The sequence below is a fragment of the Thiovibrio sp. JS02 genome (assembly GCF_053485635.1).
On the sequence record NZ_CM130715.1, the window covers coordinates 1,675,021 to 1,695,590 of the forward strand.

General features: G+C 63.8%; 19 protein-coding genes. 3 read left to right on the top strand and 16 right to left on the bottom strand.

Annotated elements, in window-relative coordinates; all coding sequences use genetic code 11:
* The first annotated feature begins 148 nt into the window (after window positions 1-148).
* A complete protein-coding gene (locus ACUUL3_RS07795) occupies window positions 149-766 on the top strand; it encodes a 3'-5' exonuclease (RefSeq protein WP_448556132.1) in 618 nt (205 codons plus the stop codon).
* Entirely contained in the window at window positions 763-996 is a 234-nt protein-coding gene (locus ACUUL3_RS07800; protein WP_448556134.1) for a VF530 family protein, read from the top strand. Before ACUUL3_RS07795 ends, ACUUL3_RS07800 begins: the two co-directional genes overlap by 4 nt.
* Here the strand turns inward: ACUUL3_RS07800 and ACUUL3_RS07805 are convergent.
* The 8 genes from ACUUL3_RS07805 to ACUUL3_RS07840 are packed head-to-tail and all read right to left on the bottom strand — an operon-like array spanning window position 993 to window position 8,099.
* On the bottom strand, window positions 993-2,720 hold the full coding sequence (locus ACUUL3_RS07805) for a complex I subunit 5 family protein (RefSeq protein ID WP_448556136.1): 1,728 nt from the start codon (window positions 2,718-2,720) through the stop codon (window positions 993-995). The two genes, ACUUL3_RS07800 and ACUUL3_RS07805, sit on opposite strands and share 4 nt — an antisense overlap.
* The gene (locus ACUUL3_RS07810; RefSeq protein ID WP_448556138.1) at window positions 2,717-4,213 is read right to left on the bottom strand and encodes a complex I subunit 5 family protein; all 1,497 of its coding nucleotides are present in this window, start codon (window positions 4,211-4,213) and stop codon (window positions 2,717-2,719) included. Before ACUUL3_RS07810 ends, ACUUL3_RS07805 begins: the two co-directional genes overlap by 4 nt.
* Window positions 4,210-5,712 (bottom strand): complex I subunit 5 family protein, encoded by a 1,503-nt coding sequence (locus tag ACUUL3_RS07815; RefSeq protein ID WP_448556140.1) that lies wholly within the window; start codon window positions 5,710-5,712, stop codon window positions 4,210-4,212. Before ACUUL3_RS07815 ends, ACUUL3_RS07810 begins: the two co-directional genes overlap by 4 nt.
* 3 nt (window positions 5,713-5,715) lie before the next feature.
* A complete protein-coding gene (locus ACUUL3_RS07820) occupies window positions 5,716-6,033 on the bottom strand; it encodes a cation:proton antiporter subunit C (protein ID WP_448556141.1) in 318 nt (105 codons plus the stop codon).
* A gap of 4 nt (window positions 6,034-6,037) precedes the next feature.
* Window positions 6,038-7,015, bottom strand: a complete 978-nt coding sequence (locus tag ACUUL3_RS07825) for a hydrogenase subunit MbhD domain-containing protein (protein WP_448556143.1) — start codon at window positions 7,013-7,015, stop codon at window positions 6,038-6,040.
* Entirely contained in the window at window positions 7,012-7,314 is a 303-nt protein-coding gene (mnhG, locus tag ACUUL3_RS07830) for a monovalent cation/H(+) antiporter subunit G (protein WP_448556454.1), read from the bottom strand. The genes ACUUL3_RS07825 and mnhG overlap by 4 nt, the downstream gene beginning before the upstream one ends.
* Window positions 7,304-7,591: a monovalent cation/H+ antiporter complex subunit F gene (locus ACUUL3_RS07835; RefSeq protein WP_448556145.1), complete on the bottom strand. Its 288-nt coding sequence runs from the start codon at window positions 7,589-7,591 to the stop codon at window positions 7,304-7,306. Before ACUUL3_RS07835 ends, mnhG begins: the two co-directional genes overlap by 11 nt.
* The gene (locus tag ACUUL3_RS07840; RefSeq protein ID WP_448556147.1) at window positions 7,584-8,099 is read right to left on the bottom strand and encodes a Na+/H+ antiporter subunit E; all 516 of its coding nucleotides are present in this window, start codon (window positions 8,097-8,099) and stop codon (window positions 7,584-7,586) included. The genes ACUUL3_RS07835 and ACUUL3_RS07840 overlap by 8 nt, the downstream gene beginning before the upstream one ends.
* 193 nt (window positions 8,100-8,292) lie before the next feature.
* On the opposite strand from ACUUL3_RS07840, the gene ACUUL3_RS07845 reads away from it, so the two are divergent.
* Window positions 8,293-9,954, top strand: a complete 1,662-nt coding sequence (locus tag ACUUL3_RS07845) for a cation:proton antiporter domain-containing protein (protein ID WP_448556149.1) — start codon at window positions 8,293-8,295, stop codon at window positions 9,952-9,954.
* A 143-nt stretch (window positions 9,955-10,097) separates the two neighbouring features.
* Here the strand turns inward: ACUUL3_RS07845 and ACUUL3_RS07850 are convergent, their stop codons facing one another.
* From ACUUL3_RS07850 to ACUUL3_RS07885, 8 genes are all read right to left on the bottom strand, one after another.
* Window positions 10,098-10,511 carry a MerR family transcriptional regulator gene (locus tag ACUUL3_RS07850; protein ID WP_448556151.1) on the bottom strand — a complete coding sequence of 138 codons (414 nt, stop codon included), beginning with the start codon at window positions 10,509-10,511 and terminating at the stop codon, window positions 10,098-10,100.
* 155 nt (window positions 10,512-10,666) lie between these two features.
* Window positions 10,667-11,653: a tetratricopeptide repeat protein gene (locus tag ACUUL3_RS07855; protein ID WP_448556153.1), complete on the bottom strand. Its 987-nt coding sequence runs from the start codon at window positions 11,651-11,653 to the stop codon at window positions 10,667-10,669.
* Between the two features lie 268 nt (window positions 11,654-11,921).
* On the bottom strand, window positions 11,922-13,364 hold the full coding sequence (locus ACUUL3_RS07860) for a NapC/NirT family cytochrome c (RefSeq protein ID WP_448556154.1): 1,443 nt from the start codon (window positions 13,362-13,364) through the stop codon (window positions 11,922-11,924).
* A 119-nt stretch (window positions 13,365-13,483) separates the two neighbouring features.
* Entirely contained in the window at window positions 13,484-14,953 is a 1,470-nt protein-coding gene (locus ACUUL3_RS07865) for a NapC/NirT family cytochrome c (protein ID WP_448556156.1), read from the bottom strand.
* 334 nt (window positions 14,954-15,287) lie between these two features.
* Window positions 15,288-17,141, bottom strand: a complete 1,854-nt coding sequence (gene ftsH, locus ACUUL3_RS07870; RefSeq protein WP_448556158.1) for an ATP-dependent zinc metalloprotease FtsH — start codon at window positions 17,139-17,141, stop codon at window positions 15,288-15,290.
* A gap of 343 nt (window positions 17,142-17,484) precedes the next feature.
* Complete coding sequence (locus tag ACUUL3_RS07875) at window positions 17,485-17,700, bottom strand: hypothetical protein (RefSeq protein ID WP_448556160.1); 216 nt, start codon at window positions 17,698-17,700, stop codon at window positions 17,485-17,487.
* 379 nt (window positions 17,701-18,079) lie between these two features.
* A complete protein-coding gene (locus ACUUL3_RS07880; RefSeq protein WP_448556456.1) occupies window positions 18,080-19,315 on the bottom strand; it encodes an ABC transporter permease in 1,236 nt (411 codons plus the stop codon).
* Window positions 19,316-19,333: 18 nt separating this feature from the next.
* Window positions 19,334-20,557 carry an ABC transporter permease gene (locus ACUUL3_RS07885; RefSeq protein WP_448556163.1) on the bottom strand — a complete coding sequence of 408 codons (1,224 nt, stop codon included), beginning with the start codon at window positions 20,555-20,557 and terminating at the stop codon, window positions 19,334-19,336.
* Window positions 20,558-20,570: the final 13 nt, after the last annotated feature.

A 20,570-nucleotide genomic window follows, 5' to 3' on the forward strand; every position in this document is an offset into this window, starting at 1 on the left:
AACCATTGGCGCTGGCGCGGAAATATGACTACAAAGGCAACCATGGACCAACATCAGGAAATCATCGCCCAGGAGCAGGGGGATCTCCCCCGCTCCCCCGGGAAAACGACAATTCCGCATTCTTCATTCTGAATTCATTACAAAGGCCATGAAACACAACGATAGAGAACGGCCCGGCTTTGACCGGCCCATGACCAGGGAGGAGATCAACCTATGCCCCATCGGGAAATGGGAGGGGCCGATCCGGCTGATCCGGAACAGGGAGGAGCTGAGCGAAGCCCTGGAGCGGCTTGCCGGCGAGAGCCTGCTCGGCTTTGATACCGAAACCCGGCCCGCCTACACCAAGGGGGTGAGCTATCCCCCTTCCCTCCTGCAGCTGGCCGGCGCCGAGGAGGTGTTTATCTTCAGGCTCAAGCATCTGGGCCTGGCCGGGCCCCTGCGCGAACTCCTGGCCAATCCGGCCGTGACCAAGGCCGGGGTGAGCCTGGCCTACGATCTCCGCGAACTCGGCAAGCTCTCCTCCTTTACGCCGGCCGGATTCGCGGACCTTGGCCTGCTCGCCAGGAAGGCGGGGATCAAAAACCACGGCCTGCGGGGTCTGGCCGCGGTGCTCCTCGGCTTTCGCGTCAGCAAGGGAGCGCAGACCACCAACTGGGCCAAGGACGAGCTCACGCCCCAGCAGATCCGTTACGCGGCCACCGATGCCTGGGTGGGCCGCCAGCTCTATCTGAGCCTGGCCAAAATCATGGCAGCGGAGGCGCCATGAGCACGGAGCAAACGAACAACCCCCTGCACGGCGTCACCCTGGAGCTGATCCTCACCCGGCTGGTGGCGCATTACGGTTGGGAAAAACTGGGCGAGAAAATCGCGATCAACTGCTTCAGCAAGGAGCCTTCCCTCAAATCGAGCCTCAAGTTCCTGCGCAAAACGCCCTGGGCCAGGAAAAAGGTGGAGAGCCTCTATCTGCACACCCGGCTCCGCAAGGACATCCCCTAGCCAAGAAGGGAGATGAGCAGAATCAGGGCGAGGTAGCAGACCCCCACCACGCTCCAGCGCTTGAACACCCGCTCGTAATGGCCGAGGCGGCCGCTGATCCCCGCTGCCCCGGCGACGGCGGCGGCAAAAAGCCGTGTCGCCCCCAGCCGTTCCGGCGCCCCGGGCCGGAGCAGCCCCAGGCCCGGGACGAAAAGCCTGGCGACCCACGGCGAAACCCGCTCGAACAACCGCACGATATCGCCGGCCGGAATCCGCGGCCAACTCCGCAGCCAGCCTTTTTTCGCCAGAATCCGGCAGCCCCAGCCGATCGTCGCGCCCACCGCCACCGGCCAAAGACCGTGCAGGGCAAAAATTCCGGCCTGCTCCCCGACCCACAGCCAGGGCAGGAGGGGCAGGAGAAGCAGCAGGCCGGCCCAGACAAGGCCCAGCCCCAGAACCCCGCCCTCCTCTGTCGCCCGTCCTGCCCGGCAGAGGGCAAGGAAGCGGGCCATGAGCAGGGCGGTGCCCATTGCCGCTCCGGAAAGCAGGGGCGGCAGCAAAACCGGCCAGGGGGCGGGCAGCGGGGCGGCAAGCCCGGCAAGCCCATGCTTGGCAAGGGCGCCCGCGGTGAGAGGCAGGCCGGCCAGGGAAAGGGCGGGAAAAAGAAGACCCCCGAAAACCAGAAAGCGAGCCGGCCCCCGCGGCCTGACCCGCGCCATGACTCCGGCCCCCAGAAAGAGGGCGCCCTTGCTCAAGGCATGGTGCAGGCTGGCGAAGGCGAGCACCGTCAGGGCCGAAGACCAGGCCGGGGGAGCAAGCAGGCCGCAGCCAAGGCCCACGGTGAGCAGGCCCATCTGACTGATGCTCGAATAGGCCAAGACCGTCTTGGCCTCATCCTGGCACACCCCGACCACCACGGCGGCAAAGGCGGCAAAAAGCCCCAGGCCGAGCAGAATCGGACCCCATTCCGGCATGACCCCGCCGGCCAGGGGAAGAAAACGCAACCAGCCCAGGAGTCCCGCCTTGAGCATGGCCCCGCTTAAAACCGCGCTGGCCGGGGCCGGCGCCACCGGATGGGCCAGGGGCAGCCAGAAATGGAGAGGCAGGGCGCCGGCCTTGATCCCGAAGCTGATCAGCAGGAGGACGATGACTTGATCGGAGCCGGACGTCCCGCCCGGGCCGGCCAGCTTCAGGGTGCCGGCGTTGTCGGCCAGCATGGCCAGGGCCGCGAAGAGAAGCACCTCGCCCAGCACCGCCAGGGTCAGGTAGACCCGCCCCGCCCTTTTCGCCTCGGTATCGTTGCAGTGAACGACGAGGCCGTAGGCGGCAAAGCTCATCAGGCTGTAGAAGAGATAAAAGGAAAGCATGTCCTCGGCCAGGATCAGCCCCAGATTGCCGCACTGGCTGAGGAGAAAAAAGCCGGCGAACTGATCGAAGCGGCGGTCGCGGGCAAAATAGAAGAGTGCGTAGAGGCCGGCAACCAGCCAGAGCAGGCTGGTGAAGAGAAGAAATACCCGGCCCAGGGGGTCGATGCCGAAACTGCCGCCGAAAAAGACCCAGGCGATCTCCAGGGAATCGCCGGGGACAAGGAACAACGCGGCCAGAAACGCGGGCAGCGGCCCGATGGGGAAGAGCCAGAAGCGCGGCCGGCCGCCGAACCGGCAGAAAAAGACGATGGCGAGCAGACAGGGGAAAACGGTGCTTGCCGTCAGCAGGCAGTCTCCGAGGAGGGCGTGGGCGTTCATGGCAGATACTCCCGGTCGACAATGAGCCTGGCCCAGGCCAGGGGGCTAACGGGCGCATGGGCGAAAAGGCCGACCAGCAGGACGAGCAAAGCGGTGACAAGGGGCGGCAGCAACAGCATCCAGTGGGTTTCGAGCCGGCCCTGGGATTGGTCCGTCGGCCAGGGCTCCTCCTGCTCCTTGAACCAGGCCAGATAGACAACGGGCAGAAAGTAGGCGGCGTTCAGGACGGTGCCGGCCGCCAGAACCCAGATGAGCCAACCCTGCCCCACGGCCAGGGCGCCCGCCCCCAGATACCATTTGCTGACAAAGCCGGCCAGGGGCGGAATTCCGATCATGCCGAAGGCGGCAAGGGTGAAGGCGGCCATTGTCCAGGGCAGGCGGCGGGCCACCCCGGCCATCCCGCTGATTTTGTGCAAGCCCAGGGTTTCCGCCAGATTGCCGGCGCAGAAAAACAGGGTGATCTTCATCAGCCCCTGGTGGACCAGATGGACCAGGCCGCCCACCATGGCAAGCGGGTTGTCCAGGCTGGCGCCCAGGATCACGTAGGAGACCTGGCTCACCGTGGAAAAGGCCAGACGATGCTTGAGGTTGTCCTGACTCAGGGCCCGGAGCGAGCCGTAGACGATGGTCACGGCGGCAAGAACGGTCAGCGGCGTCAGCAGGCCCAGGTCGCCGGCCAGCCCGACCCCGTAGACATTGTGGATCAGACGGAAAAAGCCGAAGGCCCCGGCCTTGACCACGGCCACCGCATGCAGCAGGGCGCTCACCGGCGCCGGCGCCACCATGGCGGCGGGCAGCCAGCCGTGCAGGGGGACCAGGGCCGCTTTGACTCCAAGGCCCAGGACAAAGAGGGCGAAAATGCGGATCAGGGCTTCGCGGTGTTCGCCGGCCAGGGCCGCCACGGTTCCGGGCGCGGCAAAACTGATCTCCCCGGCCAGGACCGAGAGCCAGACCACGGCCAGGAGCAGCACCGCGCCGCCGGCCACGGTGAAGAGCAGGTAGCGGCGGCCGGCGGCCAGGGCCGCCGGGGTGCCGCGGTGGATGACCAAGGGATAGGTGGTGAAGGTGAGCAGCTCATAGAAAATGAAGAAGGTGAGGAGATTGCCGGCCAGGGCGATACCCACGGTGACGCTGACGCAGAGGCTGAAGAAGCCGAAAAACTGGCTGCGGTTGGGCGAATCCTCCAGGTAGCCGACGGCATAGAGGGTGGTGAGCAGCCAGAGCACCGCGGAAAGGGTGACAAAGAGCAAGCCCAGGGAATCAGCCCGCAGGACCAGATGCAGATCGCGGGCAAAGGGCAGGCTTGCCTCGAAATGCCGGCCCTGGGCCACGCCGATCAGGAGCAGCACCACCAGGCAGACCTTGAACAGGGCGCCGCCCAGGTTCAACACGATGCGCAGCCGGTGGTTCGCCTCCGGAACAAAGAAGATGACCAGACCCGGCACAAAGGAGCTGAGCGGAATCAGAACAAGGAGCAGGGTGGACGGGTTCATGGACCGCCCCCCGCCATGACGGCGGTTTCCCGGAGGAACAGGGCAAGGCCCGGAGCCAGAAAGCCGAGGCAGAGGGCGAGCAGGGCCAGGCCCATGGGAAGCCAGTGCAGAAGCCAGTGGCAGTCAGGTGCCACGGCCGTCCCCCCGCCCTCCCGGTTGAACCACGGTCTGATGAGCCGGTAGATATAGAAGGTGGTGAGCAGGCTGCCGCAGATGATTGCCAGGCCTGAAAACCAGGAGCCGCCTGCCACGGCAAGGGACAGCATGGACCACTTGGCGACGAAGCCGCCGCCGGGCGGCAGACCGATGAGGGAAAGGCCGGCCAGGGCCAGGGCAAAGGTGACGATGGGCAGCTGTCTGCGGGCCGGGGCCAGGCGACTGATCAGATCATGCCCCAGGCTCAGCCAGATGGTGCCGCTGGCGAGAAACATGGCCGCCTTGGCGCAGGCATGGGCGACCATGAAGAGAAGCAGGACGAAGAGGGCCTCGGCCGGCGAGGCGGCAAAGGCGGTCAGGGACAGGGCAATGGGCAGCAGACCGAGCTGGGCCACGGTGGAATAGGCCACCAGCATTTTAAGCCGCTGCTGCCGCAAGGCCTGGATGCTCCCCCAAAGCATGGCGCAAACTCCGAGGGCGGCCAGGAGCGAGGCCAGGCCCGGGTTGACCAGCGGGGCAAAGAGGCCGAACCAGAACCGCAGCACCAGAAAAAAACCGGCTTTGACCACCAGGGCGGAGAGCAGGGCGCTCACCGGCGCCATGGCGTTGGCATGGGCCGGCGGCAGCCAGAAGTGCAGGGGAAAGATGGCGGTTTTGAGGAGAAGTCCGACGATAATCAGGGCGAAGATGAAGCGGGCCGCGCCGCCCGGCACCAGGAGGCTGCGCAAGGCGACGAGATCGAGAACGCCGTAGGCGGCATAGAGCAGGGCTATCCCCAAAAGAAAGCAGAGGGAGCCCGCCATGCTGACCAGCAGATAGCGCATGGCCGCAAACCTGGCCGGGGCTTTGCCGGAGAGGGCGGTGAGGGCCACGCTGGCAAGGCCGATGAGCTCCAGGGAGACATACTGGTTGAAGATGTCGGCGGCCAGAAACAGGTTGTTGAGCCCGGCCCAGAGCAGAAACCAGAGGGGCCAGAAGAAACGGCGCTGCTCCGTGTGCAGGCCGCGGCGCTTCTTTTTTTTCAGGCGTTCGCCAAAATAGGCCTCGGCGTAGAGGGAGACCGCGGAGCCGACCACCGCCGTCATCATGAGCAGGATCAGGGCCGGACCGTCCACCGCCTGGTCGATGCCCAAAGGGGCGCCCCAACCACCGACGGCATGGCGGAAGGAACCGGTCGCGCAAAAGCGCCCGGCGAGGCCGGCCAGGCAAAGAAGCGCGCCGCCGCTGCCCGCCAGGGCCACGAAACGCAACCGACCCGGCAGGAGAAAACCGGCCAGTGCCGCGGCCAGGGGCAGGACGATGAGGCCCAGCTGCCAGGGGGCATGGAGGACGAATTCGGGCATGGCCTAGGCTCCTCTTCCCTTGTCCGCGTCTTCCGGGCCGCTCTCCTCCCTGCGCCCGCCCAGGATCGAACAGGCCAGGGCCAGGGCCAGGGCGGTGGTGCTCACCGCGATGACGATGCCGGTAAGGACCAGCGCCTGGGGCAGCGGATCGGCCCCGCCCTGCCTGCCGGCGTTGCCGGCGATGAAGATCAGGAAAACGCCGCTGCACATGATGTTGGCCGCGATGATCTTCCTGAGCGGATGCCACGCAACGAACAGGGCATGCAGCCCCATGCCGAAGAGGATGAGACCGGTCAGAGAGAACAGAAAGGCCGGATGCACCGTTTCAATCCCTCCCCTTTTCCCGGCCCGCCGGCAGCGCCTGCACGAAAAGGACAAAGAGACAGGCGGCGATGGAAATGACGGCCGCCGTCTCGATCAGGAAGATGCAGGCGCCGGCAAGATCTTCTGGATATTCGAGAAAATTCTTCCCCTGCCGCAGGGGCTGGCAGGCGCAAGCAAGAAAGACGGCCAGGCCCGCGCCCATGGCGAGCCGCCCCCCCCAGGCTGGCAGGGAAAAATAGGGAGCGCGCGCCTGGAGATAGAGGAGGATGCCGGAGGCGGCGAGCAACGCGCCGGCCTGAAAAGCGCCGCCGGGATGCTGACTGCCGACCCGGAGCAGATAACCGGCAAAGACCACCAGCAACGGGGTGATGAGACGCACAAAACCTTGGAAGATGGGGATGGCGAGCGGTCGGCTGATCCGGAGCGGCCCTGAGCGCATGGCCAGGACCCCGATGGCGGCGAGGAGCAGCACCGACATCTCAAGCAGGGTATCGTAGCCCCGGAAGTTGAGGAGCACGGCGGTTACCGGGTTTGCGACCCCGCTGGCCTCCAAGTGCTCCCGCACCTCGCCGGGCAGGGGGTGAAATCCCCCGGGCTCCGGCCAGAGAGCGCGGACGCCCGTGCCAAGCAGAAGCAGGAGCAACGCGGCAATCAGCCATTTCCCAGGGCCGGAGGGGCCGGGCCGGAAAAAAGGGCGCCGCCACGACCGTTCCTCAACCCCATCCAGTCTGCGCTCCTCCCCTGCCCCCGTTCGCATCCTCGTCAGGGCGGCAAGAAAGAGCGCGCCGGTGATTCCGGCCCCGACCGCGGCCTCGACCAGGGCCACGTCCACGGCGGCGAGCCGCGCCCAGAGCAGAGCCATGAGCAGGCCGAAAATCACATAAAAAACAATGGCCCGGAAGAGATCCGCGCTCCGGAGCAGCACCCAGGCCAAGGCGAGCAGACATGCGGCCAGAAGGCAATCGAGAACGGCGATCATGGCCGCCGCTCCCAGGGCGCGATTTTCTCCCGGTGCGCGGCCCGGGCGATGAGGTGGCAGACCGTGGCGCTGGCGATCAGGACCAGCGCCTCCACTAGGGCAAGCCTGGCCACCACCCGCCAGCTCTCGGCGGAAAGCATCAACCCGGCCACGATGAAACCCAGGCCGACATTGTCCGCCTTGGTCAGGGCGTGCAGGCGGGTGTAGACATCGGGAAAGCGCAGGAGGCCGATGGAGCCGGCGAGGAAAAAGAGCAGGCCGCAGCCGATGCAGACGAAGCCCAGGATCTCACGGAGCAGGGTCATGACTGTCCTCCTTCGGCAAGGAGTGGCGGCCCAGGGCCACAAAGGCCGAGGAGGTGATCGCGGCGAGAAAGGCCAGGAGCAGGGCCACGTCCAGCAGTGACTCCCTGCCAAGGGCCCGGGCCAGAAGAAGCAGGACGGCCACGCCGGCGCTGCCCAGGAGCTGGGCGCCCAGCATGCAGTCCGCCCGGCTGGGACCGCGCAGGACGCGGAGCAGGCCGAGGACAAAGGTTGCCAGCAGAACGAGGACGGCGGCGAGGATGCACTCAGTCATTTCCTGCTCCCTGCCGGGGCGAATCGAGGCCGAAAAGGCGGGCGATCCGGCCTTCCAGCACGGCCAGTTCCTGGCGGACCGGCCGCTCCGCGTCCAGGGTGTGGACAAGAATCTGCTCCGCGCCAAGATCAACGCTCAGGGTGCCGGGCAGGAGGCTGATGCAGTTGGCGAAAAAGACCCTGCTTCCTTCCGCTGCCAGGCGGAGAGGGTAGACAAGACAGGCCGGAGCCAGGGGAAGGGAGGGGCTCAAGGCCCGGCGGGCCACATCGATGCCGCCGCGCAGGGAGAGCAGGAGAAAAAAGGGCAGAAAACGCAGGAACCGGAAAAGAAACGGCAGGCTCAGGGAGGGGGCGCCGACAAGCCCGCCCACGGCCACGGCCGCCCCGACCACCACCAGGCCGAAGGGCCAGGAGGCCGGGACGCCGCCGGCGAGCAGCCACCAGAGCAGGGTCGGAACCACGGCCCGGCCAGCCAGCCGCTGCAGCTTCTCGGTCTTGTTCGCCATCATTCCCCCATACGCGATGATCGCGGATACGTTCCAGGACCATTATAGGCAAGGGGGGCGGCGAACTCCAGCAGGATGTTGCAATGGGGCCCATTTCCGCGCCTGCCGGCCAGGGGCGTCATTGACAGGGGGCGAGGATTCCACTACAAGATAATTTTCCGGAAAAATCGGAGCACACGCAGCAGGAGGGATTTCCATGGACTTCATGCAGACCGCCGCGTTCACCAACAGCATGTGGGTGGGCAGCGCCTTTCTCTTCGGCTTTCTCTTCCAGAGGATCAGCCTGCCGCCCATGCTCGGCTTTCTTCTCTCCGGCTTTCTCATGAACTTCCTGGGGCTGACCAACGGCTCCCTGGCCCTGGACCAGATCGCCGACCTGGGAATCATCATCCTCCTCTTCACCATCGGCCTAAAACTCGACCTCAAGGGCCTGGCCAGACCGGAGATCTGGGGCGGCGCCACCGTGCACGCCCTGGCCACCATCGCATTCCTCGCCCTTGCCATCATGGGGGGCGCCGCCCTGGGCCTGGCCCACCTCGCCGGACTCACCCTGCCCCAGGCCGCTCTGCTCGGCTTCGCCCTGAGCTTTTCCAGCACGGTCTTTGCCGTGAAGTTCCTGGAGGCCAAAGGCGAGGTCAACGCCATGCACGGCCGGACCGCCATCGGCATCCTCATCATGCAGGATCTGATGGCCGTCTTCTTTCTCACCATCTCCAAGGGGGAGTTCCCCTCGCCCCTGGCGCTGGGGCTGCCGCTCATCCTCTTCGCCCTCCGCCCCCTGCTCATGCACATCATCGACCACCTGGGTCACGGAGAGATGCTCCCCCTGGGCGGCCTCTTCATCGCCCTGGTCGTGGGCACCACCAGCTTTTCCCTGGTGGGTCTCAAGCCTGATCTCGGCGCCCTGCTCATCGGCATGCTGGTGGGCGCCCATGCCCGCTCCTACGAACTCTCCGCCTCGCTCTATGGCTTCAAAGATCTCTTCCTGGTCGGCTTTTTTTTCCAGATCGGCCTCACCGGCCTGCCCAACCTGGAGCATCTCGGGATCGCCTTGGGTCTCACCGCCCTGCTCACGGTGAAATCGGCGCTCTATTTCCTGGTGCTCACCCGCTTTCGCCTCAGGGCCAGAACCAGCATGCTCGCGATGGTAAACCTCGCCAACTACTCCGAATTCGGCCTGCTCGTCGCGGCCATCGCCTACAAGAAGGGCTGGCTCGGCCCGGACTGGCTGCTCATCGTCGCCCTCTCCCTCTCCTTCTCCTTTCTCCTGGCCGCGCCCATAAACAGCAAGGCGCACCTGCTCTACGACCGTCTGGCCCGGTTCCTCCACCGCTTTGAAACCAGAACCCGCCACCGGGACGACTTCCAGATTCCCCTGGGCTCGGCAGACACCCTGATCTTCGGGATGGGCCCCTTCGGGGCCATGGCCTACGACACGACCCGGCAGCGTCAGGGCGACAAGGTGCTGGCCGTTGATTACAACAAGGAGACGGTGCAGGCGCATATGCGGACCGGCCGCCGGGTGATTCTGGGCGATGCCACCGACTACGATTTCTGGCGCAAGATCGATCTGTCCAAAATCAGGATCATCATGCTGGCCATGAGCAACCATCAGGCAAACCTCCTGGCCATCAAGGAGATCAAATCCGCTGGCTTTGCAGGACCGGTCACCGCCGCGGCCCGCTTTGAGGATCAGCGCCAGGAACTGGAGGAGGCCGGCGCCACGGCGGCCTACAACATCTTCTCCGAGGCGGGCGCCGGCTATGCCGATCATGTCTGCAAAACCACCGGCCTGGTCTGCCGGAGCGGGTTTGTCGTTCCGGCGGCGCACATCCCAACCCTTGCCAGCGGAAAATAACGGTTCGCTGCGCGGAATTCCGCCAGCCGGCGGGATCTTCTTGGATTCTTTCTCGGAAAGCAGCCGGCGCCGGCCGCGGGCTCGCGGCGGCATCCCAGGCCGGAAAAGAGGCTGCGCGGCTGAAAGGAATCGGCAGGGCCGGATCAGATCCTGGTCGCCGCCGCCCGCTGCATCGCCTTGATATACACCTCGCATTCCGCGCACTGGTTCAGCTCGCGGGCGCAAGCGCTGGTGGCCCGCTGCCAGCACGGGACCGACTGGTCCATGAAGGCGGAACACCTCTCCCTGACCTCGGGCGGGCATTTACGGATCTCCCAGCACGGGGTCAGCTCCAGGAGCATCTTGATCCCGGGGATGCTGATGCCCTTTTCGTGGATGAGATCCCGGAGGCAACGCACCCATTCGATGTCGTCGTTGGAATAAAACCGTTTCGTTCCCTTGCGGGCGGGCTTGACCAGCCCTTCTTCCTCATAGATCCGCAGCGTCCTGGGATGCACGGAGAGGAGCTTGGCGGCGACGCTGATCGGATAGATTGCTTCCTTGCTGTCAAGAGCCATGGTTTCTCGGGTATCTGTTTCGTGGGCAAAGGTCACGCCGCGCGCACGCCCATGCGCGGCGTACGCGTGACTCCATCTCCAAATTCCTGCTGTTTCCAGCAGACCAAACACGGCTTGGGCCTGTCAACAAAAAAGCGGCCCAGCGAGAAAAGGGCTTACGGCGAAGCCTTTCCGGCCCCGGCAACCCGCAAGGTTTCGTAGGCCCTGCGATAGGAGTCGGCCGCGCCGGAAAACCGCTGCTGCGCTTCAAGAATCTGGCCGAGAGCGAAATGGATCCGCGCTTCCCCGGCGTTGCGCCGCGCAAGGTCCTCCACCGTGGCAATCGCCTCGGCCGCCTTGCCCTGCGCCGCCGTCAGCCGCGCCGCGCAAAGGCTGGCCCGCAGGCTCCGCGACTCAGCCGGCGCGTGTCCCAGCGCCTCGCCGGCCTTGTCGAGCCTGCCCTCGTCCAGATAAAGGCAACCCAGCTCCGTCCAGGCCTCGGCAAGATCGGGATTCGCGGCCAACGCCCGTTCCAGGGCCATAAACGCATCCTCGCTCCGTCCCCGTCGCATAAAGCCCTGGGCCTGATGCAGATAGAGATTGCCGTTTCTCTCCGCGAGAGAAACCTCCTTCTGCGCCGGATGCAATGCCGCCTCCACCTGGGCGCGGGTTTTCTCGCCGAGCATGATCGCCGTCTCCCCCTGCAGGCGCTCAACAAGATCGCGGCTGAAGCCAAGACCGGTGACAATGCGGCCATCGGCTCCGACAAGCAACAGCGAGGGAATGACATAGACCCCGATCCTGCCGTAGGCCTCCCCTTCCCGGTCGTGATAAACGGGCAGACTGGTGCCGGCGAGACGGATCACCTCGTCGACCACGGCCGCCTCGTCGCCCAGGACATCGACGGCCAGCATCGCCACTTGCCGGGAATCCCAGTAGGACTTCCGGCTCTCGATTTTCTTGAGAACACTCACCGCCCGCTCCTGCTGTTCCGGCAGATCCGCTCCCCAAAAAATCACGATGAAGGGCCGGCCTCTGCTTTGGCCGAGGTCAAGGGCGGTGCCGCTCCGGTGTTCGGACAGGCGGGCGGTCGGCAACGTCGCGCCCGGTTCCACGTTACGAAAGGGAAAGGCGGCGGCCTGGCCGCACAGGCACAGGAGCATGGCCGCCGCGACGGCAAAAATGCGCGGAAGAGGTACGCAAGGGGCAACAGAAATCATCCGGATCGTGATCCGTAATTGCGGAAGGTTACCGGGACAGAGAGAACAGTCCGCAATCTTTCTTCTCTCCCCGGAAATCAATCAACTGCGGCAGACCGGAAAAAGATACACCTCTTTGCCCGCGATGTCGACCGGGTATTGCTTGCCGCTGCCGGGCGCCCGATCCCGGCCCCCAAATGCGGGCCGGGGCCGGGCGCGGCAAAGACCGCTTTCAGGCCGGTTCATCGTGACAGAGTCCGCAATCCTGCGAGATCGCCTTGCCCTTGTCGTTCAGATGCTCTTCGTCATGGCAGCGCCAGCAGCCGTATCCCTCATCAGCCAGCTGATGACCGAGATGGCTGGGGTAGGTTCCCCAGTCGATCTTCATCTCCGGCCAGACATTGGCGAGATAGGTCTCCAGCAGATAATCGCCGGCGGCCCTGATCTCCTTTTCGTATTTATTCAGCTGCCCGGCTCCCCGCTTACCCTGCCGGGCAAGGAGGGCATCGACCATGGTTTTCTGCGCCTCATCCCGACTGGCGTAGGCTCTTGTCAGGACCGCGAGACTGTCTTCCCGGATGCCCGGAATGCGCGGGTCGATCCGCTTGCTGAGCAGGCCGAAGTCGACCCTTTCCTCGGGCATGTCGTAGACATGGGTCGGCCGGTTATGGCAGTCGATGCAATCCATCACCCGCCAGTCTCCGCCCTCCCCCGCCGCGGCAAGGTCTTCCTTGACAAACTCCTCCTCGCTGCCGTCCGGTCGCCGGACCTTGACCCGGGCAATCTTGGTGCGCTTCTCGTCCATGGCCTGGTAGCGGACCTCGACGTTCTTGCTCACATGCCAGTGGATCCCCTCAAAGGCGTCGGTCTGGGGATTGCGGCCGCCGATATGCAGGGCGATTTCGGTCTTCTCCGCATCGTTCTGGTTGGCATTGCTGAAAGAGGTGAAGGTCTTCACCCGCTTGCCATGGAACTTCTCAGGCCAGTGGCACTGTTCGCAGGTATCACGGGCCGGGCGCAGATGGTGCACCGGCGCCGGAATCGGCCGGTTGAAGCTGCCGGTCATCACCGCCGCCACCTGCCGCAATCCGGAAATCTTCGCCTGCACGAACCATTCGGCCCCCGGTCCGATATGGCACTCGACGCATTTCACCCGCGCATGCGGCGAACGCTGGTAGGCGGTATATTCGGGCGCCATCACCTGATGGCAGACAACTCCGCAGAAATAGGGGGAATCGGTAAAATGGTACCCCTCGTAGCCCACCACGCCCAGGATGGCGAAATTGATTACGGTCAGGGCGATAAAGATAATGACATAACGGCGATGCCGGTGATCGCTCAGGTTGATCTTCAGATGCTCCATGGCAATGCCGTACTTGTGCCATTGCCGGCGACGCAGAAGGGCGGCAATGGGGATGATGGCAAGCCCGGTGATCATGCCGCCGGGCAGAATCATATAGGTGACGATGGCGGCATAGGGATTATCAACCAGACCCAGGGCATCGATGAGCATGCCGATCAGCATCAGGGTAATGCTGATCGTGGTGATGGCCACCCCCATCAATCCCAACGGTGTCCGCCACATGCCGCGGATGATGTGTTCCCAGGCGCTGCGCTGGTGCTCCGGCTCCTCGGTCTCCGCCGCCGGATTTTGCTTTGTTTCCTGATCAGACATGAATCACTCTCCTCCTTTCCTTTCCTGAGCTTCTCAATCACAACGGGAAAGAGACTCCCCTCTCCCTCCACAAACTTTCTCACCCTCCGCGGGGCAAATGGCGTTTTCCGGTTGCCGCCCTATTTTGCCCTTTGCGCATTTCGCGCCGCCCCCTGCAGCAGTCCGATAACGTCCGGCGCCGGCTCCGCCTCGGCCAGGATGACGTGACAGGCATCACAGGCCGCGGTGATCGTTTCACCGCTCGCGCTGGTATGACGGCCGTCGTGGCAGCGGAAACAGCCGGAATTATCCCGATGGCCGATGAAGTTGCGATAGGTCGACCAGTCGACCCGCATGGCCGGAAAAACATTTTCCCGATAGGCCTGAAAAACCCCGGCCGTGGCCTGGCGCAGCGCATCCTGCCTTGCCGCGAAGATCTTCGGATAATGCTCCTTGTACCACGCCCCCAGGTGATCGCCGATCCCGGCAAGGGCGGCCTCGTTGGATGCGTATTCCCGCCGGAGCGCCTCCAGGCCGGCCTTTTTGATATAGGGCAGCGTGGAGGGGATCAGGCCGACAAGCAACTTCTGATCAAGGGCCTCCTCCGGAGTGAGAAAAACATGGGTCGGCCGGTTATGGCAGTCGATGCAGTCCATCACCCGCGTCTCTTCCGGCCCCTGGCCGTCTGCGGCGGCCCCTGCCACGGAATACACGGTCTCGCTGCCATCCTCCCTGCGCAACCGCACCTGGCTAATCACCTCCCGATTCCGGTCCCCGGCGAGGTATGAAACCGTATTCCGCGGCGACACATGCCAATGGATGCCCTGGGCCTTGCGCCCGCGGTAGCCGCCGGAACCGACCTTCATCAAGAGGACGGTCTGCACGTGGGTATTGTTTTCGTCGGCGAGAAACCGGTCTTTGACATAGAGTTTGTCGCCGTGGAACTTGTCGGGACGGTGACATTCCTCGCAGATCTCGCGGCCTGGCCGGAGATTGCTGATCGGCGCGGTTATCGGCCGGCTGTAGGTGTTGAAGGCGACCGCGACTATCTGTTTGATGCCGGAGAGCTTGGCGCGGGCCGACCACGGCTTTCCGGTGCCGAGATGACATTGGGCGCAGGAGACCTGCGAGTGGGGAGAATTGCGAAAGGCGGTGTACTGGGGTTCCATGACCGTATGGCAGAACAGGCCGCAGAATGCCACCGAGTTGGTGTAGCGGATGCTGCTGTAGGAAATGAGGCCGACCAGAAAAAGGACGGCGCAGGCAAGGCCGACGGCCAGGAAAAGCAGGCTTCTGACCCGGCTGAACCGTCCCGGCAGGGTGAACTGCTCCCTGAGGTATTCATAGGTGAACAGGCCGATGTCTTCGCCGTCCCGCCGCAGCAGCAGGCCGACCGCCACCAGCAGCAGGCCGATGACGAAGAGCGGGGCCAGGACAACATAGTTGATGAAGCCGAAATAGGGATTCCTGGCCACTCCGGTCACGTCGAGAAGGGTCAGCACCACCAGAACGGGCAAGGTGACTCCGCAGACGACGACGCCTGTCACCGCAAGGCGGCTCTGCGCTATCCTCTTGGCCAAATTTTTCAAAAAATCTCGGAGTTCCGCCATATGCCGGGCCATTTGATTGGAAGGATTCCGCAACGCTGCCGTTGCCAGGATTTCGCCCACTCTTTATCGTAAACTACCCCGAACCCGCCACTTGATCAATATAAAAATATAACAATTACAAATAGATACATATAATTTCAAGATGTCAGCATTCGCGTCACGAATGACTGGCAGGATTGTGGGGCATGCAAAATTAGCGGGATCATGACAATCGCGACTGTCATGATGAGCAGGCGCAAACATCCAGGGCTGCCGACGCAGGGGGGGGCGGCATGGCAGGAGGGAAGCCGGAGGGGAGAGAGGGAGAAAGTCCGATACAGGTGGTGCCGAGGCTTCAGTTCTCGGGGGGCAGGCAGTGCGCGCGCTCGGCCCCGCCCGCTTGGACGGCGACCTTGGCCAGCTGTTTTTGGCGGGAACAACGAAGGATTATCTCCATTTCCTCGCGGTCCAGGGTTTCCGTCAGCAGCAACGCCTCGGCCAGATCGCGCAACGCCGCTTCCTCGCGCCGAAGGACGGCCGCCGCTTCGGCATAACAGCCCGCCACCAGTTTCTTGACCTCAAGATCGATGAGGCTCGCCGTTTCTTCGCTGTAGACGACGATGCCGGGCTGGGCGCCGAGAAAACCCTCCTCTCCCCTGGCATAGGCCAGAGGCCCCACCACCTCGCTCATACCCCAGCGGCAGACCATGTTGGTGGCGATTTCCGAGGCCCGCAGCAGATCCTCTTCAGCCCCGGTGGTCTGCTGGCCGAGGGCGATCTCCTCGGCGGCGCGGCCGCCCATGAGAATGGTGAGCCGACAAAGAAGATACTCCCTGGCATAAGCGTGCCGGTCATTGAGCGGCATCTGCTGGGTATGGCCCATTGCCCTGCCCCGGGGAATGATGGATATCTTGAGAAGGGGATCCGCGTTGGGCAGAATCCTGGCAAGGATGGCGTGGCCGGCCTCGTGATAGGCCATACTCAAGCGGTCGGCCTCGCTGATCACCAGGCCCTTGCGCTCGGCCCCCATGAGGATGCGATCCTTGGCCGCCTCGAAGTCGCTGGTCTCGATATGCTCCTTGTCCAGCCGGGCGGCGGTCAGGGCTGCCTCATTGACCAGATTGGCCAGCTGGGCGCCGGTGAACCCGGGGGTGGTGCGGGCGATCTCTTCAAGATTGACATCGCCGGCCAGGGTCACCTTCCGGGTGTGGACTTCGAGGATCCTGGTCCGGCCCTTGACGTCCGGCGGCAACAGGGTGACCCGGCGGTCAAAGCGCCCGGGCCTGAGCAGCGCCGCGTCGAGAATGTCCGGCCGGTTGGTGGCGGCAATGACGATAATGTTGTCCTCCTGACCAAAGCCGTCCATTTCGACCAGAAGGGCATTCAGGGTCTGGGCCCGCTCCTCAAGGCCCCCCACGGCGCCGGCGCCGCCGCGATGGCCGCCCACCGCGTCGATTTCATCGATGAAGATGATACAGGGCGTTTTCTTCTTCGCCTCCTTGAACAGGTCCCGCACCCGGGAAGCGCCGACGCCGACAAACATCTCGACAAAATCGGAGCCGCTGATGCTGAAAAAGGGAACGCCCGCCTCACCGGCGATGGCCCGGGCGAGCAGGGTCTTGCCGGTGCCAGGAGGGCCGGCCAGCAGCACGCCCTTGGGAATCGTCGCTCCCAGCTTGCTGTATTTTTTAGGCCGCTGAAGAAAATCGACGATCTCGAGCAGCTCCTCCTTCACCTCGGGAATGCCGGCCACATCCCGGAAGGTGACCTGCCTGTCGCCGCCGGCAAAGACAATGGCCTTTTTTCTGGCGAAATCAGACTCCTCCTCGGCTGCCACGTTCATTTTCTGATGGAGAAGCCAGAGAATCGCGATGAAGATCAGGGGCAGGGTGATGGTGAGAACATTGATCACCAGGGGGGAACGGTCCGGTTCGACGGTCACCTGAATATGCTTTTCGAGCATATGCGGCAGGAGAGCGCCCACATCGGGGGCAAAGGCGGCGGAACGGCGGCCGGCACTGTCGGTGATGGCGATTTCACTGCCGCGGATGTGAACGGCGGCAACATCGCCGCTGTCCAGGGAGGCGAGAAAACTGTTGTAACTGATGATCGGCAATCTGTTTTCAAGCCACCAGAAAAAGGAGCCCAGGCAGCCGAGGAACAGGACAAGTACACATACATACAACAGCCCGCGAGGCGCACCGCGCATCAGATCCTCCCCGAAACCATGCCTGAAGACGGAGTAAACCGTTCATTGTTCATTGCCAATTCCCTGGCAATACCGCCGTATGCAAAGGGACCTGATAAACCATACATGAAAAAGGCCCGGGCGCGCAAGTAAAGGCGCGAACCCGAGCCGCGATCCCGAAGGAACAATTGGCTTTCCGCCACATCGGCACGGAAACGAACAAGACCGGACAAAGGGCAAGTTGCCACAACACCATGGCGAAGTGGCCCGCATACCACCTCGCCATGGCAGATCGTTCGGCATTTTTTTCCGGCGCCTGCCCTCGCCCGGGGCGATTCGACAATCCCGGCTGGAGCGCTGCCGATTACAACATGCCCACCGCCTGGAACCAACCCTGGACCAGGGCGAGCGGCCCATTGCTGACCATGGCGCTGACCAGACAGGCAACGGACCACAAGCCGATCACCGCCGAGGCCACTCCCACGGTGCCCAGGAAATTCCTGGCGACCTGGGTATCAACCGCGCTGTGCGCCTTTGCCTGGGTACGGGTCTTTGTTTTCACCATGCTGGAAAGTTTCATGATCTTCCTCCCTGATTTTTTTTTACGGTATTCACGACGCTCTTTCAGCCAAACCATTTACCTTAAAAATATGGCTGTCCGCCGCAAAAGTCAATATTATTTTTTAATAATTTCAAATAGTTACATGCAAACCAAGACTGTCAGCATTACCTGCCGCCGACATTGTCCGCATTGCGGAACCGCGAAGAAACCGGAATGCTGCCAACCCAGACTGTCAGCGGCAACCGTTCCCGCCGAAACCGGCGTCTGCCTTGTTTTGGAGTGAAAAGGCAAATGGGAGAGACGACTGAAAGAGGACAACGGACAGGACTTCACGAAACGAGAAGACACGGGGCGCGGACATGACCACCCTGGCGGGAATGTTCCGGAATCCCTTTCACTAGCCCCGCTTCAGATTCTCCACCGGCACGGTGCGGCCGGCCTTAATGGCCGGGAAGATCCCGGCCAGCATGGTCAGGGAAAAAACCGCCGCCCCGATGGCAAGCGCGCTCTGCCAATAGAGCTTGAACTTCATCACCGGGTCAACCAGCACCCCGCCGGCGCTGTAATCCTCACCGATCTGGGCGCTGAAATCGATGCCCACCCGGGTCATGTAGGCGAACCAGGGCAGGGTGATCACCATGCCCAGAAACAGGCCGACCAGTCCGATCCAGCAGGACTCCAGGAGAACGAGACGGACGATCCCGCCCGGACTCATGCCGATGGCCAGCATGATCCCGAAATCACGGCGCCGTTCCATGACGCTCATCAGCAGGGTGTTCATGATGCCGGCGGCAATGACCAGGCCGACGAGAAGCTGCAGCAGGTAGTTGAACAAGCGGTCCACGGTGATGAGACCGGCCAGGTCCGCCTGGGTCTCCTGCCAGGTGCGTACGGCCAGATCGGGCATGCCGGCAAAAACCCCGGCCAGTTTGGCCTGCACTCCGGCGGCGCGGCGGTGATCGGCGAGAAAAATCGCCACCAGGGAGGCGGCCGCCGGTTCATAGGCGAGGACGTTTCGCACCAGGGCAAGGGGCAGGAGCACCAGGCTGCCGTCCACCGCTTCGTCGCCGGTGGTAAAGATGCCGCGCACCCGGCTGATCTCGCTGACCAATTCGCCGTTCTTGTCGGTCAGGGTAAAGATCAGTTTCTTGCCCAGACGCAGGTTGAGCTTTTCCGCCATCTTGCTGCCCACCAGTACCCCGTGGGCGTCGCTGGCGCTGAAACAGGCGCCGGCGACGATGTTGCGGAGGAAAATATTTTCGGCCGGCCCCTCCTCTCCCGGGTCGATGGCGATGAAGGTGCCGCCCTGGCTCTTCGCGCCGCTGGCAAACATGGCCTGTCCCATGATCCGGATGCGGGCGGCGGTAACCTCCGGGATTTGCAGGGCTGCCTGCCGCACGGCACGGGCATCGACAAGCCGCCTGTCCAGGGTGGGGGTCTCGTTGTAGCCAGGATGCTGCACGGTAATATGGCCCAGGCCCATACGGGCGCTGGTGTTGATCATGGAGCTGTAGGAATAATCGGCGGAAGCGGTGAAGGTCACGGCGAGCAGCACGCCGAAGGCCACGGAAAAGGCGGTGATCAGGGTGCGGCGCCTGTTGCGCATCAGGGTCCGCCATGCCATTTTGCCCATCTGCACGATTCCCCTCCCCTAGCGATGGTAAATGGCGGCAAGGGGCCTGAGGAGCGCCGCCTTGCCGGCCGGATAGAGAATGGCCAGACCCGCGATCAGATAGAGGAAGAGCACGGGCAACAGCACGCTGTCGGCAGTGACCACGCAGTACCATTTGGCGTCAAAGGCGATGCCGGCAATGGTGGAGGAGGCCTCGACAAAGCTCGAAAAATCGATGGGATGGGTGCTGAAGTAGAGGGAAAAAGGCAGGCCAGCCGCCAGGGCCAGCAGCACGGCAACCGTGACCTGAATGGCGCTTTCCGCCACGATCAGGGCAAAGAGGCCCCAGGGGGAAAAACCCAGGGCCTTCATCACCCCGAACTCGGGGATGCGCTCAAAAACGTTCATCATCTGGGCATTCAGGGTGAGGATGCCCACGGCCACGTAAGTGATGAGGAGCATGATCACCAGGGAGATATCGCTCATGGCGAAAAGCCGGGCCAGCACCGGTTGCAGCTCCTTCCAGTTCCTCACCTCATAATCGGGCAGCAGCCGGGCCAGCCGGGCGGTGGCCGCCTCCAGATCCTCGCCGGGATCGAGCCGCTTCACCACCAGCTGGTGCGCCCCGGCCGGCACCAGCATCAGGCTGCGAAAGGCCTCGGCGGTGAGAAAAAAGCCGCCGCGGTCCACCCCCTCGCCCACCGACTTCAGGATGCCGCGCACAAAAAAAAGCTCGTTGGCCGTGGAGCCGTCCGCCGCCTGGGCGACCAGCACCATCTCGTCCCCCACCCCCACCCCGAGGATCCTGGCCAATTTTTTGCCGATGACCACCCCGTCCTGTTCGTGCCGGTCCAGCCATTGCCCCTGCCAGACATGCCGGGGAAGCGAGGTAAGCCGCGGCTCCAGGTCAAGGTCAACCCCGCGCAGCTGCACGCCGCTCGATGCATTGCCCGCCGCGGCCAGCCCGCCCCCGTAAAGGCGGGGAGCCGCGCTGAAGCCGGCCTCGGCAAGAGCGGCAAGAATCGCCTCGACATTCTCGACGCGACCGTAAAGATCAGGATCGTTGCGATAGCCGCGCGCATGGATCTGCAGCTCGCCCAGGTCCATGCCCACCGCGTTCCGTTCCATGGCGGCCAGCCAGCCGGCCAGGAGGCTGGCGTAGAAGATCATGATGGCGCCGGCAAAGGCCATGGCCCCGATGGTGATCCAGGTCCGGGCGGGCGCCCGGTTGCAATTCTTGAGGGCAAAGGAAAGGATATTCACGTTTTCCCCCGGA

Excerpts from the sequence above, each read along its gene's own strand:
- ACUUL3_RS07825 (WP_448556143.1), bottom strand. The coding sequence starts at position 7,015 with ATGATCGCCGTTCTCGATTGCCTTCTGGCCGCATGTCTGCTCGCCTTG.
- ACUUL3_RS07840 (WP_448556147.1), bottom strand. The coding sequence starts at position 8,099 with ATGATGGCGAACAAGACCGAGAAGCTGCAGCGGCTGGCTGGCCGGGCC.
- ACUUL3_RS07860 (WP_448556154.1), bottom strand. The coding sequence starts at position 13,364 with ATGTCTGATCAGGAAACAAAGCAAAATCCGGCGGCGGAGACCGAGGAG.
- ACUUL3_RS07795 (WP_448556132.1), top strand. The coding sequence starts at position 149 with ATGAAACACAACGATAGAGAACGGCCCGGCTTTGACCGGCCCATGACC.
- ACUUL3_RS07850 (WP_448556151.1), bottom strand. The coding sequence starts at position 10,511 with ATGGCTCTTGACAGCAAGGAAGCAATCTATCCGATCAGCGTCGCCGCC.
- ACUUL3_RS07875 (WP_448556160.1), bottom strand. The coding sequence starts at position 17,700 with ATGAAACTTTCCAGCATGGTGAAAACAAAGACCCGTACCCAGGCAAAG.
- ACUUL3_RS07805 (WP_448556136.1), bottom strand. The coding sequence starts at position 2,720 with ATGAACGCCCACGCCCTCCTCGGAGACTGCCTGCTGACGGCAAGCACC.
- ACUUL3_RS07810 (WP_448556138.1), bottom strand. The coding sequence starts at position 4,213 with ATGAACCCGTCCACCCTGCTCCTTGTTCTGATTCCGCTCAGCTCCTTT.
- ACUUL3_RS07835 (WP_448556145.1), bottom strand. The coding sequence starts at position 7,591 with ATGACTGAGTGCATCCTCGCCGCCGTCCTCGTTCTGCTGGCAACCTTT.
- ACUUL3_RS07880 (WP_448556456.1), bottom strand. The coding sequence starts at position 19,315 with ATGGGCAAAATGGCATGGCGGACCCTGATGCGCAACAGGCGCCGCACC.
- ACUUL3_RS07855 (WP_448556153.1), bottom strand. The coding sequence starts at position 11,653 with ATGCTCCTGTGCCTGTGCGGCCAGGCCGCCGCCTTTCCCTTTCGTAAC.
- ACUUL3_RS07865 (WP_448556156.1), bottom strand. The coding sequence starts at position 14,953 with ATGGCGGAACTCCGAGATTTTTTGAAAAATTTGGCCAAGAGGATAGCG.
- ACUUL3_RS07815 (WP_448556140.1), bottom strand. The coding sequence starts at position 5,712 with ATGCCCGAATTCGTCCTCCATGCCCCCTGGCAGCTGGGCCTCATCGTC.
- ACUUL3_RS07845 (WP_448556149.1), top strand. The coding sequence starts at position 8,293 with ATGGACTTCATGCAGACCGCCGCGTTCACCAACAGCATGTGGGTGGGC.
- ftsH (WP_448556158.1), bottom strand. The coding sequence starts at position 17,141 with ATGCGCGGTGCGCCTCGCGGGCTGTTGTATGTATGTGTACTTGTCCTG.
- ACUUL3_RS07800 (WP_448556134.1), top strand. The coding sequence starts at position 763 with ATGAGCACGGAGCAAACGAACAACCCCCTGCACGGCGTCACCCTGGAG.